Origin of the sequence: Flavobacterium sp. SOK18b (genome assembly GCF_014156605.1) — a bacterium.
Taxonomy (GTDB): Bacteria; Bacteroidota; Bacteroidia; order Flavobacteriales; family Flavobacteriaceae; genus Flavobacterium; species Flavobacterium tiangeerense.
The window spans coordinates 1-14,053 of sequence record NZ_QKNZ01000042.1 but is presented as its reverse complement, the minus strand read 5'-3'; the positions used below and the strand labels follow the sequence as shown (position 1 = coordinate 14,053).

Here is a 14,053-nt window from a genome sequence, read left to right as displayed (position 1 = left end):
TTTTCTTTAAAAATTAATAATGAAAATGTTTACTTTCCTCAATAAACGGATTTCTTTTTGCTAGCAGAGGGGATTTAGATAAAGCAGTGAACACTACATAAATAAACAAACCTAGGAAGAAAAGGATTGAAGCTATTTCAGATACACCTATAAACCAACTGTCACCAACTGTACCTGGCATAATCATATTGAAAAAATCTAAATAATGACCCATTAATATAATAACACCAGCCATAACAATTACCCAAGAAATTCTCTTGAAATCTGTATTGATAAGTATTAACAATGGGAACAAGAAATTCATAACTACCGCTCCAAAGAATGGCAAATTGTATAATTGAATTCTAGTTATAAAATAAGTTACCTCCTCAGGAATGTTAGCATACCAGATTAACATAAACTGTGAGAACCACAAGTATGTCCAAAAAACACTTAGGCCGAACATAAATTTAGCTAAATCGTGTATATGGCTATTATTAACGAATTCTAGATAACCTCTTGACTTTAAATATAAAGTCACTAATGCTATTGTAGTAACACCACTAACAAAGAAACTTGCAAAAACATACCAACCAAACAAAGTACTAAACCAGTGTGGATCTATTGACATAATCCAGTCCCAAGACATTATAGATTCAGAAACAATGAAAAACACAAGAAACATTGCAGAAAGTTTAAAGTTTTTCTTATACAACAAATCATCAGATGCCTCATCTTGTGCAAGACAATTTTTTCTAGAATAGAATTGATATAGACACCAACCTGTCAAAAATATAGCAGCTCTAACAATCCAAAAAGGAAAATTTAAAAAACTTGTTTTATTAGCAATTAATTTATCAGTAGCAACTACTTCAGGATCCAGCCAAATAAAAATATGATTAAAATGTAAACCACATAAGATTAACAAAACAAAGAAAAAAGCAGCTCCCACAGGTAGGTAAGATGTAATACCTTGCATAACTCTGAAAAGCACAGGAGACCAACCCGCTTGAGCAACTTGTTGGATTGCATAAAAAACTAAAACACCTAATGAAACAAGCATAAAAAATATACAGGCAACATACAAGGCAGACCATGGTTTATTTTGCAATTGATGCAAAACATGATTTAAATGCTCAGTGTGTTCATCATCAGATGAAACTTCATGTTTTTGTGAAGAAGACTTAGCTTCAGTATGGTTTTCCTCTGTTGAACCATGAACTTCATGAGAATCTGATTCATTGGAACTTCCATGTTCTTTTTGAACAGCGTGTGTACCATGACTATCAGCAGCAAGAAGTTCTTCAACTTCTTTAATATCTTTTGGTGCAGTGTAAAAACCATAACCTATACCTAATAAACCAATGGCCATTAAGACAAAAGAAACAGTTTTTAATTTACTTGAAAATGTATACATATCTATTACGATCAGTTTGTTCAACAATTATAATTCACTTTTTAATTTCAGAACATAGTCAGTAACTAACCAACGCTCTTGGGGACTCAACTGATTTGCATGTGAACCCATTGAATTCAAACCATAAGTTATAACATGAAATATACTACCCTCAGTAATAACTCTGTCTTTATAACTAGGTACACCTAGGAATTTTTCACGCTCAACTAATTTACCCTTACCGTTACCAGATGCACCATGGCAACTAATACAATAAATTTCAAATAGTGCTTTACCTTTCTCAAGATCTCTACCTAAAGAATCAAGAGGAGATTTCAAATTGGCTTTAGCCAATTCATAACCAGCTGTAGTATTTTCATACTCATAAGGTACAAAACCTCTATTCAATGAACCTTTTGCAGGTAATTGTGCTTCTTGACCATTTTTAAACGCATCAGACTCTGAATAGGTCTCATAACCTAAAGACTCATACATATTTGGAAAATACTGATAGTTCGGTGCCTTATTATCATGGCAAGATGAAACTAAAATTACGATACCAAATAATAGTGCTATTTTATATATGCTTTTCATAACTATAATTAATGCTTATCTATTACTTTAACTTCAACCGCACCTGTATTTTGAAAGAAAGAAACTAATTCTTCTTCGTTATCATGTACAGCAACTTCCATTAAAAAATGGTCATCTGTAGTTCTTACATCTGGATTCTCAGCTTCTTTAAAAGGCCATAATTTACTTCTCATATAAAAAGTAATAACCATCAAGTGCGCTGCAAAAAATACAGTAAGCTCAAACATAATTGGCACAAATGCAGGCATGTTTTCAATGTAACTGAAGCTAGGCTTACCTCCAATATCTTGAGGCCAATCTTGAATCATAATAAAATTCATCATAGCAGTTGCTACCGAAATTCCAACACATCCATACAAGAAAGCACAAATAGCTAATCTTGTAGGGGCTATCCCCATAGCTTTATCCAAACCGTGAACAGGAAATGGACAAAAAACTTCTTCAATATGATGATGAGCTGCTCTAGTCTTCTTTACTGCGTCCATCAAAATATCATCGTCATTATAAATGGCGTATATTACTTTATTACTCATGATGTGAATCTTTATTTGCTTCTCTTGCGCGTTTGTAATTATCTCCAGTTGCTTTTAAAATTGTTTTAACTTCAGCTTGTGCAATAACCGGGAAAGTTCTTGAATAAAGAAGGAACAACACAAAGAAAAAACCAATTGTACCAATGAATATACCAATATCAACAAAGGTAGGTGAAAACATAGTCCATGAAGATGGTAAATAATCTCTATGTAAAGAGGTAACAATAATTACAAATCTTTCAAACCACATTCCAATATTTACAACAATTGATATTATGAATGAAAACATAATACTTGTACGTAATTTTTTGAACCACATAAACTGAGGTGAAAACACATTACAAGTCATCATTGCCCAATAGGCCCACCAGTAAGGTCCAGTAGCTCTGTTTAAGAAAGCATATTGTTCGTACTCTACTCCAGAATACCATGCTACAAAAAGCTCAGTTATATAAGCAACACCCACGATAGAACCCGTAATCATGATTACTATATTCATTAACTCGATGTGCTGTACTGTAATGTATGCTTCTAAATTTGAAACTTTTCTCATAATGATCAACAACGTGTTAACCATAGCGAAACCTGAAAATACAGCCCCAGCAACGAAATATGGAGGAAATATAGTGGTATGCCAACCTGGAATAACCGAGGTAGCAAAGTCCATCGATACAATAGTGTGTACTGACAATACAAGAGGAGTAGCTAAACCAGCAAGAACAAGAGAAACTTCCTCAAAACGTTGCCAATCTTTTGCTCTACCACTCCAACCGAAACTCAAAATTGAATAAACTCTTTTATTAAAAGGAGTTACAGCACGATCTCTAAGCATTGCAAAATCTGGTAATAAACCTGTCCACCAGAAAACTAATGATACAGATAAATAAGTAGAGATTGCAAATACATCCCAAAGTAATGGTGAATTAAAATTTACCCATAATGATCCAAATTGATTTGGTATTGGTAAAACCCAGTAAGCCAACCAAGGACGACCCATGTGAATGATTGGAAATAAACCTGCTTGAATAACCGAAAAAATAGTCATTGCTTCAGCAGAACGGTTAATTGCCATTCTCCATCTTTGACGGAAAAGTAAAAGTACAGCTGAAATAAGTGTACCAGCGTGACCAATACCAACCCACCAAACGAAGTTAGTAATATCCCAAGCCCAACCTACTGTCTTGTTTAAACCCCATGTACCAATACCTGTAGATACAGTGTATACGATACACCCAAGTCCCCAAAGGAAGGCTATTAATGCAATTGAAAATACAATCCACCAATGTTTATTTGCCTTACCTTCAACAGGTGCGGCTACGTCTACAGTTACATCATGATAAGTTTTATCACCTATAACTAAGGGTTTTCTAATGGTTGCTTCGTAGTGAGACGACATAATCCTTTATATTGATTCTTAATTAATTTTTTTTGTACTAAGTATTTCTAACTTTAACATGATAAATCACATTAGGTTTAGTTCCAACATGTTCTAATAAATGATACATTCTATCATCAGCTGCAAGCTTTGCAACTACAGCATCTTTATCATTTACATCTCCGAAAATCATAGCTCCTGTAGAACATGCATTTGAACATGCAGTTTGGAATTCGCCATCAACAATTGGTCTTCCTTCTCTTTTGGCTTTAAGGATAGTTGCTTGTGTCATTTGAATACACATAGAACATTTCTCCATAACACCTCTTGAACGAACATTAACATCTGGGTTTAAAACCATACGTCCTAAATCATCATTCATATGATAATCAAATTCACTGTTTTTGTTATACAAGAACCAGTTAAAACGACGTACTTTATAAGGACAGTTGTTAGCGCAATAACGCGTTCCAACACATCTGTTATAAGCCATGTGGTTTTGACCTTGACGAGAGTGTGAAGTTGCAGCAACTGGACAAACAGTTTCACAAGGCGCATGGTTACAGTGCTGACACATAACAGGCTGGAAAGAAACTTGAGGATTATCTCCTGCTTTTTCCATTTCGTTAAATGTAGACAAAGAACTTGTTAAACCAGCAATATTTTCTTTTCTTTCATTATCTCCCTCAAAAGTACTTTCTGATGAATAGTATCTATCAATACGCAACCAGTGCATATCACGACTTCTTCTAACTTCAGATTTACCTACAACAGGAACGTTATTTTCAGCATGACAAGCGATAACACAAGCTCCACAACCAGTACAAGCATTTAAATCAATTGAAAGATTAAAATGATGACCTGTAGAACGATCAAATGAATCCCATAAATCTACTTTAGTTGCCTCAACTTCTTTGTGATCCAAAGAAACCATCGGTTGTTCATTCCAAATATGAGCATCTTTGGTATTGAATATTTCAAGAGAAGTTTCTTTAATAATATCACCTCTACCCATTAATGTCTTTTGACCTTGAACACAAGCAAACTCATGTTCTCCATCAGCTTTAGCTAATGTAATAGATTGAACATTATTGAAACCTTTATATAAAGAGTAAGCGTTTAAACCTACCATCATTTCTTCTTTCAAAGCAGCTTTGCGACCATAACCTAAAGCTAAACCTACAGTTCCAACAGCTTGACCAGGTTGTACAATTACAGGTACATTTTCAAGTTTTAAACCATCTGCAGTCGTAATTGTAGCATAACTTCCGTTTAAGCCTCCGTTAGCAACAATCTCATTAGACAATTCATATTTAATTGCGTCAGCATTAGATACAGTTACATAATTATCCCAAGACACTCTTGTAATAGGATCTGGAAACTCTTGTAACCAAGGGTTATTTGCTTGTTGACCATCACCTAAACCTGTTTTAGTATATAAAACTAACTCAAGTCCTTGAGATGACTTAGTAGCAGCTAAAGCATTTGCAGCAGCAGAATAATCAGCACTTCCTGTACCTACAGTTGGTACAGTAGAAACAAAAACACCATCATGTAATACTTTATTCCAAGATGATCCTGAAATAATTGAAGAACTAGTATTTTTAATATAATCATAAAAAGAACCTGCAGTTCCGTTTAATGACATCAAAACATCTTGAAATTGTTTTGTATTGAAAAGCGGACGAATAGTTGGCTGAGTCAAAGAATAAGTTCCTTTTACCAAACTTAAGTCATTCCAAGATTCTAAATAATGAGGAACAGCAGCAGCTACTGTAGACAACAAAGCAGTTTCATCTTCTTTCAAAGAGAATGCAACAGATGTTTTAACCTTCTTTAAACCTTCTTGAAAACTTACGCTATCTGACAAAGTATATACAGGATTCACACCACTCATGATAAGAGTATGAACTTTCCCAGCTTTCATATCAGCTACTAATTGAGATACATTAGATGCTGAACCTTTTCTAATTTGTCTTAAACCTGCAGTAACAAATGACTCACTAGCAAGAGCTTGATTAATCGCCAAAACTAGTAATTGAGCATTTTTATCTTGAATTCCAGAAACTAAAACACCTTTACTTCCAGCTGCTCTTAACTGCTGTGCAGCTTTGGTAACTTCTGATTTAAATTTATCTTCAAGTTTAACTGAAACAGAAGAACCTGTTACAATATTATATATGTGAACTAAAGCTTGCTTTTGGGCTGAAACAGACATTGGCAAACGCTTGTCAGCAGCAGCTCCAGATAAAGTCATATTAGACTCTAATTGGAAATGACGTGACATTTTTCCAGCTTTTGGTATTCTACCTTTAGCATAACCAGTATCAAAACTTCCTCCTTGCCAGTCTCCAAGGAAATCAGCTCCTACAGAAACAATCAAAGAAGCCTTAGAAAAATCATAATCTACTAATGCTCTTTCACCATAAACCAATTCAAAAGCATCAAGAGCTTCAGACTCTGATACCGCATCATAAACTATATGTTTAGAATTAGGATTTTTTGATACAAATTCAGAAATCAATCTTTCAGTAGATGGACTAGCTAATGTATTTGTTAAAAGAACAACCTGTCCTCCTTTAGCTTTTGCATCTGCAATACTTGATTTAATCTTAGCATCAACAGCAGACCAAGTTGAATCTTTCCCCTCAATCTTTGGCTCTTTAAGACGCATACTATCATACAACGATAAGATAGATGCATGAATCCTTGCATTTGCTGTGAATTTAGCTCCAGCAATAGTATTATTATCAATCTTAATAGGACGTCCTTCTCTGGTTTTCACCAAAAGATTTGCAAAATCAAATCCGTCAAAAACTGAAGTAGCGTAATAATCCGCAACTCCAGGAATAATTTGCTCAGGTTGAAGAACGTATGGTATTGATTTATTAACAGGACCCTCACATGCTGCCAAAGTAGCAGCAGCAGTACTAAAACCAACGTACTTTAAGAAATCACGACGTGATGTTGAAGAAGATGATAATGCATCACTATTTCCTAAAAATTCATCAGTAGGAATTTCTTCAACAAATTCGTTATTTCTTAGCGCCTCAACAATAGAACTATTTTGGTCTAGTTCCTCAACACTTTTCCAGTATTTTTTGTTTGATGACATATATAAATATTAAAATCTTAATAATTTGATTAATAGTGGCATTTACCACACTCTAAACCACCCATTTGTGCTGCAGTCAACTTATCTACACCATATTTTTTAGAAAGCTCATCATGGATTTTAGTGTAATATTCATTACCCTCCATTTTAACCTCAGTTTTTCTATGACAATCAATACACCATCCCATTGTTAACGGAGCAAACTGTTTTTGAATTTCATATTCTTGAACTGGACCGTGACATGTTTGACATTCAATTCCAGCAACAGTTACGTGTTGTGAGTGATTAAAGTAAACAAAATCTGGAAGATTGTGAATACGAACCCATTTTACTGGCTGCGTTTTCCCAGTATATGTTTGAGTTGCTTGATCCCAACCAACAGCCGTGTATAACTTTTGAATTTGCTCATCATAAAAAGCCTTACTGTACTCTGGAGTGGCAGTTGTCTCAGCAACTTCAGCAATGTTTTTATGGCAGTTCATACATATATTAAGTGATGGAATACCTCCGTTTTTACTTACACGTGCAGCTGAGTGACAGTATTTACAGTTTATTTCATTATCACCAGCATGAATTCTGTGTGAGTAATGTATTGGCTGTATTGGCTCATACCCTTGATCAACACCTACCTGCATAAAGAAACCATACACATAATAAGCACTTGTAAGAAGTAAGAAAATAACAGTTACCAAAATCAAAAATTGATTTTTAGCAAACGCTTGCCAAATTGGAGTTGTTTTAGCTTTTGGCTCAACTACTATCCCGTTTGCTTTTGCAACTTTAGACAGCACTTTGTTTACTAAAACTAACATTACCACCAACACCACTAATACTAGTGCAAGAGCAGCTAATATAAGATTGTTTGAAATACCGCTATCAGCAACTGGACCACCAGGAACAGCAGTAGCACCATCCGTTGGCGGAACAACTTTATCCGCTTTTGGCTCAGAAGTGTAAGCTATAATGTTATCAATATCAGCATTTGATAATTGAGGAAAAGAAGACATTACTGACTTGTTGTTTTCTTCAAAAACCTTAACAGCTTGTGCATCACCTGATTTAATAAAGTCTGAACTGTTTTTTACCCACTTATAAAGCCATGCCATTTCGTACTTACTAGCAATACCTCTAAGTGCAGGCCCTGTAGCTTTAGCATCTAACTTGTGACATGCAGCACAATTTGCATTAAACAATTCTTTACCTTTAGCAGCATCTCCACCAGAAGCAGCAGCAGGAGCCGCGGCCGCATCAGGAGCAGCAACAGCGGCAGCTTCTTGAGCAAATGAAGTGAAAGAGAAAATTAACGATAAGGCTACGCCTAAAAATAATTTTCTTGTGATCGAATTATGGTTACCCACCTTTTTCATATAGTATAATGATTATCTACTAAAAATTGGCACAGTCTTTACTAATAGACTTAGAAGGACTGCTCCTTTGTTTAAAATATTGGACAAAAATACGATATAAGAACTATTCTCAAAACCCTAAAATAGTCTTAATTTCAATTTATATTTATTCTAAATAACGTATTTGATTTGGTATTAAACACTAAATATTAATTTTGCATAAAAACATACACATTATGAGAATTTTAAGCCTGAAAGCTTCACTTATCGCCCTTATTTCAACAGCATTTTTTCATTCGAAATCAACTGCACAACAGCAAAATATTTCCATAAAACAAGACTCAAAATTTGAGCAATTACTTACAGAAAAAAGAAAAACAAATCAATCAAACACTGTAAATGACCGTTTTAAAATTCAAATTTACAGTGGCGATAGTGAGAAAGCAAAATCGACATTAAATGAATTTAGACAAGAGTTTAATGACATTGAGGGAACCATCGTATTCTTTGCGCCAAATTATAAAGTTTGGATAGGGAATTTCAAATCTAGAATAGAAGCCGAAAGACATATAGTAGCTATCAAAAAAAAGTATCCAAATCTCAATTTGATTCGTCCCAACAAATAAAGATTGTATAAAACTCTTAAACACATCCACTAAAGCCGTTCTTTTTGAATGGCTTTTTTTTATACACAAAGAAGTAAAAAAATTTAATTAAAAGAGCATAGGATTGAAAAATTACAAAACGCATAAAATGATAGGTATTACTGAATATCATTAATAAATTTAAACCTCTTCAATTACAAAATAGCATTTTATAAAAAGTACTAAAATAAAAAAATCCCGACGAATCGGGATTTTAAAACTATAATAGAAAAAATTATTTCAATTTCTTTTTAACAGCAACTTCATGGTAAGATTCAATAACATCACGTTCTTCAATGTCATTATATCCTTTAATTTGAATACCACAATCGTATCCTTTGGCTACGTCTCTAACGTCATCTTTAAAACGTTTAAGAGCTAATAACTCTCCAGTGAATACAACTACACCATCACGAATAACACGCATCTTGGCATTCTTAACAATTTTACCATCCATAACCATACTTCCGGCAATAGAACCAACTTTAGAAATTTTGAAAATCTCTCTAATCTCAGCTGTACCAAGGATTTCTTCTTTCATTTCAGGAGCTAACATTCCTTCCATTGCATCTTTCAAGTCATCGATAGCTGCATAGATAATAGAGTAATAACGGATATCTATTTCTTCTTTGTCTGCTAATTGTCTTGCATTTCCAGCTGGACGAACATTAAATCCGATAATAATTGCATCTGAAGCAGAAGCCAACATTACATCAGTTTCTGTAATTGCTCCAACACCTTTATGAATAATATTAATTTGTATTTCTTCAGTAGATAATTTAGAGAACGAATCAGACAATGCTTCAACAGATCCATCAACATCTCCCTTAAGGATAATGTTCAATTCTTTAAATTGACCCAATGCTATTCTTCGTCCGATTTCGTCTAATGTAATATGACGTTGAGTACGTACAGATTGCTCACGCATCAATTGAGAACGTTTTGAAGCAATTTGTTTCGCTTCTTTTTCGTCTTCAAAAATATTGAACTTATCACCCGCTGTTGCTGCTCCATCAAGACCAAGAACTGAAACCGGAGTCGAAGGACCCGCAACAGTTACAATATTCCCTCTTTCGTCATGCATGGCTTTAATTTTACCATGATGCTTACCAGCCAACATATAATCTCCAATTTTCAAAGTTCCGTTTTGAACTAAAATCGTAGAAACATATCCTTTTCCTTTGTCCAAGAATGCCTCAACAACAGTTCCTTGTGCCGCTTTGTTTGGATTTGATTTTAAATCTAAAAGTTCTGCTTCAAGCAATACTTTTTCTAATAATTCTTTAACACCTGTTCCTACTTTCGCAGAAATGTCATGTGATTGAATTTTTCCACCCCAATCTTCAACAAGTAAATTCATACCTGCTAATCTTTCTTTTACTTTTTCAGGATTAGCATTTGGCTTATCAATTTTATTGATAGCAAATATGATAGGAACACCAGCTGCTTGAGCATGGCTAATTGCCTCTTTAGTTTGCGGCATGATATCATCATCAGCAGCAATCACAATAATAGCAATATCGGTAACTTGAGCACCACGCGCACGCATCGCAGTAAACGCTTCGTGACCCGGTGTATCTAAGAATGCAATTTTTTGTCCGTTATCCAAAGTTACTCCGTAGGCACCAATATGTTGTGTAATTCCTCCAGACTCACCTGCAATTACGTTTTCTTTACGAATGTAATCCAGTAACGATGTCTTACCGTGATCGACGTGACCCATTACCGTTACAATTGGCGCTCTAAAAACTAAATCTTCTTCTCTGTCTTCAACAACCTGAATTGCTTCTTCGATATCAACAGTGATAAATTCAACTTCATAACCAAACTCATCAGCAACAATAGTCAACGTTTCTGCATCAAGACGTTGGTTCATGGTAACCATGATTCCAAGTGACATACACGTACCAATAACTTTGGTAATTGGCACATCCATCATGATTGCAATTTCACCTACAGTTACAAATTCAGTAACCTTAATAGTTTTACTTCCTTCGTCTAAAGCTCTTTGCTCATCATCAGATTTCTGACGGTGTGTATCCCTTTTATCTCTTCTGTATTTAGCAGCTTTAGATTTACCACCTTTACCTTGTAGTTTTTCTAAAGTCTCTCTAATTTGATTTTTAACTTCTTCTTCTGTTGGCTCAACTTTTGCAACAATTGCAGGTCTGTTTCCTTTTACGAAACCAGGTCTTGCACTTCTATTTGCATTAAATCCACCACCACCTGTGTTAGGCGTAATTTTATTTGGATTTGGAGCACCTGGAACAGCAGGAGGCCTTGGCGCACCTGGTTTAGGAGCTATCCTTTTACGTTTATTCTTATTGGCATTAGCTGCCGCAGAACCTGGAGCACCTGGCTTATTAGGTGTAATCTTTGGTTCTTCTTTTTTCTTTTTAGGCTTATTAAATTGCGATAAATCAATAATCTGCCCTGTTAGAGTAGTACCAGATAATTTTTGGTATTGAGTGGTAATAGTTTCGTCAGCAGCAACCTCTTCAGATTTTACCGGTTCAACTTTTTCAACAACCTTAGGAGCTTCAGGTATTTCAGCTACAGGTTCCTTTGCTACTTCTTTAGGAGTAATTACAGGTTTTGATTCTTTCGCATCTGAAGTAATTTTAGTATCCAAAGGTTTCGGAACAATTTTATTTTCTGCTGGCGTAATCTTTACAGCAGGAACCTCTACACTTTTAGGTGCAGACTCTACTTTTGGCACTTCTTTTACAGGAGGGACAATTGCAGCTTTTTTTGGATTTAAATCAATCTTACCTACTTGAACAGGTCCAGATATCACCGCTCTTGCTTTGATAACTTCCTGTTGTTTTGCTCGTTCTTCATCAAGTTTACGTTTATCCTCGATTTCTTTTTCTCGCTCTAAACGTAATGCTTCCTTCTCTTTTCTTTTCTCTTCTCCCACTTCTTTAGAAGCTTCTTTATTCCCTTTGTCACCAGCAAATTGACCGCACAAAACATTGTATATATCGTCAGAAATTTTTGCGTTTGGATTTGCATCGATTGCAATTCCCTTATCTTTTAGATAATCCACAGCTCTTTCCAAAGAAATATTCAATTCCCTTAAAACTTTGTTTATTCTAATAATTCTCTCTTCAGACATAAAACCTTTTTATATTTACCTTTTTTGTTATTCCTCATTTTACTCCTATTCGATACCTACCGAACTAGATTTGTTGTAAAATGGCATGTTTATAGTTGAAGACCTGTTGACTAACTGTCAAATTCCTCTTTTAATATTCTCATTACATCTAAGATCGTTTCCTCTTCTAGATCTGTTCTTCTAACTAAGTCATCTACATCTTGGCTCAAGATACTTTTTGCAGTATCCAAACCAATTTTAGCAAATTCCTCAATAACCCAATCCTCAATTTCATCTGAGAATTCAGTTAACTCAACGTCATCCTCATCAGCAGTAGCACCAGCTACATCACCCTCACGAATCACGTCTAATTCATATCCTGTCAATAATCCAGCTAATTTAATATTGTGTCCTCCACGACCAATAGCCTTAGAAACTTCCTCTAATTTCAAGAAAACTTCAGCTCTTTTAGTTTCCTCATTAATTTTAATTGAAGAAACTTTTGCTGGACTTAAAGCACGTGTTATTAATAACTGAATATTACTAGTATAATTGATAACATCAATATTCTCATTTCCTAATTCACGAACAATACCATGAATTCTAGAACCTTTCATTCCCACACAAGCACCTACAGGATCAATTCTATCGTCATAAGAATCTACGGCTACTTTTGCTTTTTCACCAGGTATTCTTACCACTTTTTTAACCATTATTAAACCGTCAAAAACTTCAGGAATTTCTTGTTCAAATAATTTCTCTAAAAACTTCTCAGAAGTTCTAGACATAATTATTTGCGGTTTATTCCCTTTCAATTCAACACTTTCTATAATACCTCTAACGTTATCACCTTTACGGAAAAAGTCAGATGGAATTTGTTTTTCTTTTGGAAGTACAATTTCATTACCTTCATCATCTACTAAAATAACAACTCTAGGGCGTACATGATGTACTTCGGCAGTATAAATATCACCAATTAAATCCTTGAATTGCTTGTAAAGATTCGTATTGTCGTGCTCATGTATTTTTGAAATCAAGTTTTGGCGTAAAGCAAGAATAGCTCTACGACCTAAATCAATAAGTTTTACCTCTTCAGATACTTCTTCACCAATTTCAAAATCTGGTTCAATCTTTCTAGCTTCTGTTAAAGTTATTTCAAGGTGATCAAAATCTAAATCTTCATCCGCAACGATTACTCTTCTTTGCCATATCTCCATATCTCCTTTGTCAGGATTTATGATGATGTCAAAATTATCATCTGAACCGTACTTTTTCTTCAATGCATTTCTAAATACATCTTCTAAAATTGCCATAAGCGTTACACGATCAATGAGTTTATCATCTTTAAACTCTGAAAATGAATCGATTAATGCTAAATTTTCCATGCGAATTCTTTAATTAAAATGTTACTGTAACAATTGCTTCTTTAATATCTCCATAAGGAAGTTGTAATTCCTTTTGAATTGTCTCTTTCCCCTTACCTATTTTTTTAGGTTCTCTTGCTTGCCATGACAAAATTACAAAATCATCATTAGCATCTACTAATTCTGCTTCAATAATTTCTGCATTTGTCTTCACAATCAAGGTTCTACCTATATTTTTCTTGTATTGCCTTACTTGTTTCAAGGCAGATCCAACTCCTACTGAGGCCACCTCCAGAGAATAATCCTGCTCTTCTCTATCCAGCTTGCTGTCAATAAATTTACTCACATCAATACAGTCTTGCAAGGCCACACCTTGATCTCCATCTAGCGCAACGATAACTTTAAAAGCATCTGTAACCACTAGGTCAATTAGGAATATCGAAGGCTTCTCTGCTAAGCAATCGCCCAAAACTGAATGTAACTTTTCTTTAAATGTCATATTTTTATAAAAAGAGGGGACTATTCGTCCCCTCATTATCTAGTTTTTAATAAATAACGGTGCAAAGATAGTGTTTTTTTACAAATTAAAATAATTGACCGCTTTAAAAAA

General features: G+C 34.5%; 10 protein-coding genes. 1 reads left to right on the top strand and 9 read right to left on the bottom strand.

The genetic code is table 11. The features are described 5' to 3' along the window. Positions 1-13: 13 nt before the first annotated feature. Genes DNC80_RS07885 through DNC80_RS07860 form a run of 6 tightly spaced genes read right to left on the bottom strand, consistent with a single transcriptional unit; the run spans position 14 to position 8,359 of the window. A complete protein-coding gene (locus DNC80_RS07885; protein WP_182650635.1) occupies positions 14-1,396 on the bottom strand; it encodes a quinol:cytochrome C oxidoreductase in 1,383 nt (460 codons plus the stop codon). 27 nt (positions 1,397-1,423) lie between these two features. Continuing rightward, entirely contained in the window at positions 1,424-1,969 is a 546-nt protein-coding gene (locus DNC80_RS07880; RefSeq protein ID WP_144889573.1) for a cytochrome c, read from the bottom strand. An 8-nt stretch (positions 1,970-1,977) separates the two neighbouring features. Then, the gene (locus DNC80_RS07875; RefSeq protein WP_182650633.1) at positions 1,978-2,502 is read right to left on the bottom strand and encodes a DUF3341 domain-containing protein; all 525 of its coding nucleotides are present in this window, start codon (positions 2,500-2,502) and stop codon (positions 1,978-1,980) included. After that, positions 2,495-3,898, bottom strand: a complete 1,404-nt coding sequence (gene nrfD, locus DNC80_RS07870; protein ID WP_144889577.1) for an NrfD/PsrC family molybdoenzyme membrane anchor subunit — start codon at positions 3,896-3,898, stop codon at positions 2,495-2,497. The genes DNC80_RS07875 and nrfD overlap by 8 nt, the downstream gene beginning before the upstream one ends. Before the next feature lie 37 nt (positions 3,899-3,935). Continuing rightward, positions 3,936-6,992 carry a TAT-variant-translocated molybdopterin oxidoreductase gene (locus DNC80_RS07865; protein WP_182650632.1) on the bottom strand — a complete coding sequence of 1,019 codons (3,057 nt, stop codon included), beginning with the start codon at positions 6,990-6,992 and terminating at the stop codon, positions 3,936-3,938. Positions 6,993-7,021: 29 nt separating this feature from the next. Beyond that, positions 7,022-8,359 (bottom strand): c-type cytochrome, encoded by a 1,338-nt coding sequence (locus tag DNC80_RS07860; RefSeq protein ID WP_182650630.1) that lies wholly within the window; start codon positions 8,357-8,359, stop codon positions 7,022-7,024. Between the two features lie 215 nt (positions 8,360-8,574). Between DNC80_RS07860 and DNC80_RS07855 the strand changes: the two genes are divergently transcribed. Next, positions 8,575-8,964, top strand: coding sequence for an SPOR domain-containing protein (locus DNC80_RS07855; RefSeq protein WP_144889583.1), 390 nt, complete (start codon positions 8,575-8,577; stop codon positions 8,962-8,964). 253 nt (positions 8,965-9,217) lie between these two features. On the opposite strand, the gene infB is transcribed toward DNC80_RS07855, so the two are convergent. The 3 genes from infB to rimP form a co-directional block, all read right to left on the bottom strand. Beyond that, the gene (gene infB, locus DNC80_RS07850) at positions 9,218-12,100 is read right to left on the bottom strand and encodes a translation initiation factor IF-2 (protein WP_182650628.1); all 2,883 of its coding nucleotides are present in this window, start codon (positions 12,098-12,100) and stop codon (positions 9,218-9,220) included. Between the two features lie 110 nt (positions 12,101-12,210). Then, positions 12,211-13,464 carry a transcription termination factor NusA gene (gene nusA / locus DNC80_RS07845; protein ID WP_144889586.1) on the bottom strand — a complete coding sequence of 418 codons (1,254 nt, stop codon included), beginning with the start codon at positions 13,462-13,464 and terminating at the stop codon, positions 12,211-12,213. A 13-nt stretch (positions 13,465-13,477) separates the two neighbouring features. Then, positions 13,478-13,942 (bottom strand): ribosome assembly cofactor RimP, encoded by a 465-nt coding sequence (rimP, locus tag DNC80_RS07840; RefSeq protein ID WP_182650626.1) that lies wholly within the window; start codon positions 13,940-13,942, stop codon positions 13,478-13,480. Positions 13,943-14,053: the final 111 nt, after the last annotated feature.

Excerpts from the sequence above, each read along its gene's own strand:
- DNC80_RS07885 (WP_182650635.1), bottom strand. The coding sequence starts at position 1,396 with ATGTATACATTTTCAAGTAAATTAAAAACTGTTTCTTTTGTCTTAATG.
- DNC80_RS07880 (WP_144889573.1), bottom strand. The coding sequence starts at position 1,969 with ATGAAAAGCATATATAAAATAGCACTATTATTTGGTATCGTAATTTTA.
- DNC80_RS07875 (WP_182650633.1), bottom strand. The coding sequence starts at position 2,502 with ATGAGTAATAAAGTAATATACGCCATTTATAATGACGATGATATTTTG.
- nrfD (WP_144889577.1), bottom strand. The coding sequence starts at position 3,898 with ATGTCGTCTCACTACGAAGCAACCATTAGAAAACCCTTAGTTATAGGT.
- DNC80_RS07865 (WP_182650632.1), bottom strand. The coding sequence starts at position 6,992 with ATGTCATCAAACAAAAAATACTGGAAAAGTGTTGAGGAACTAGACCAA.
- DNC80_RS07860 (WP_182650630.1), bottom strand. The coding sequence starts at position 8,359 with ATGAAAAAGGTGGGTAACCATAATTCGATCACAAGAAAATTATTTTTA.
- DNC80_RS07855 (WP_144889583.1), top strand. The coding sequence starts at position 8,575 with ATGAGAATTTTAAGCCTGAAAGCTTCACTTATCGCCCTTATTTCAACA.
- infB (WP_182650628.1), bottom strand. The coding sequence starts at position 12,100 with ATGTCTGAAGAGAGAATTATTAGAATAAACAAAGTTTTAAGGGAATTG.
- nusA (WP_144889586.1), bottom strand. The coding sequence starts at position 13,464 with ATGGAAAATTTAGCATTAATCGATTCATTTTCAGAGTTTAAAGATGAT.
- rimP (WP_182650626.1), bottom strand. The coding sequence starts at position 13,942 with ATGACATTTAAAGAAAAGTTACATTCAGTTTTGGGCGATTGCTTAGCA.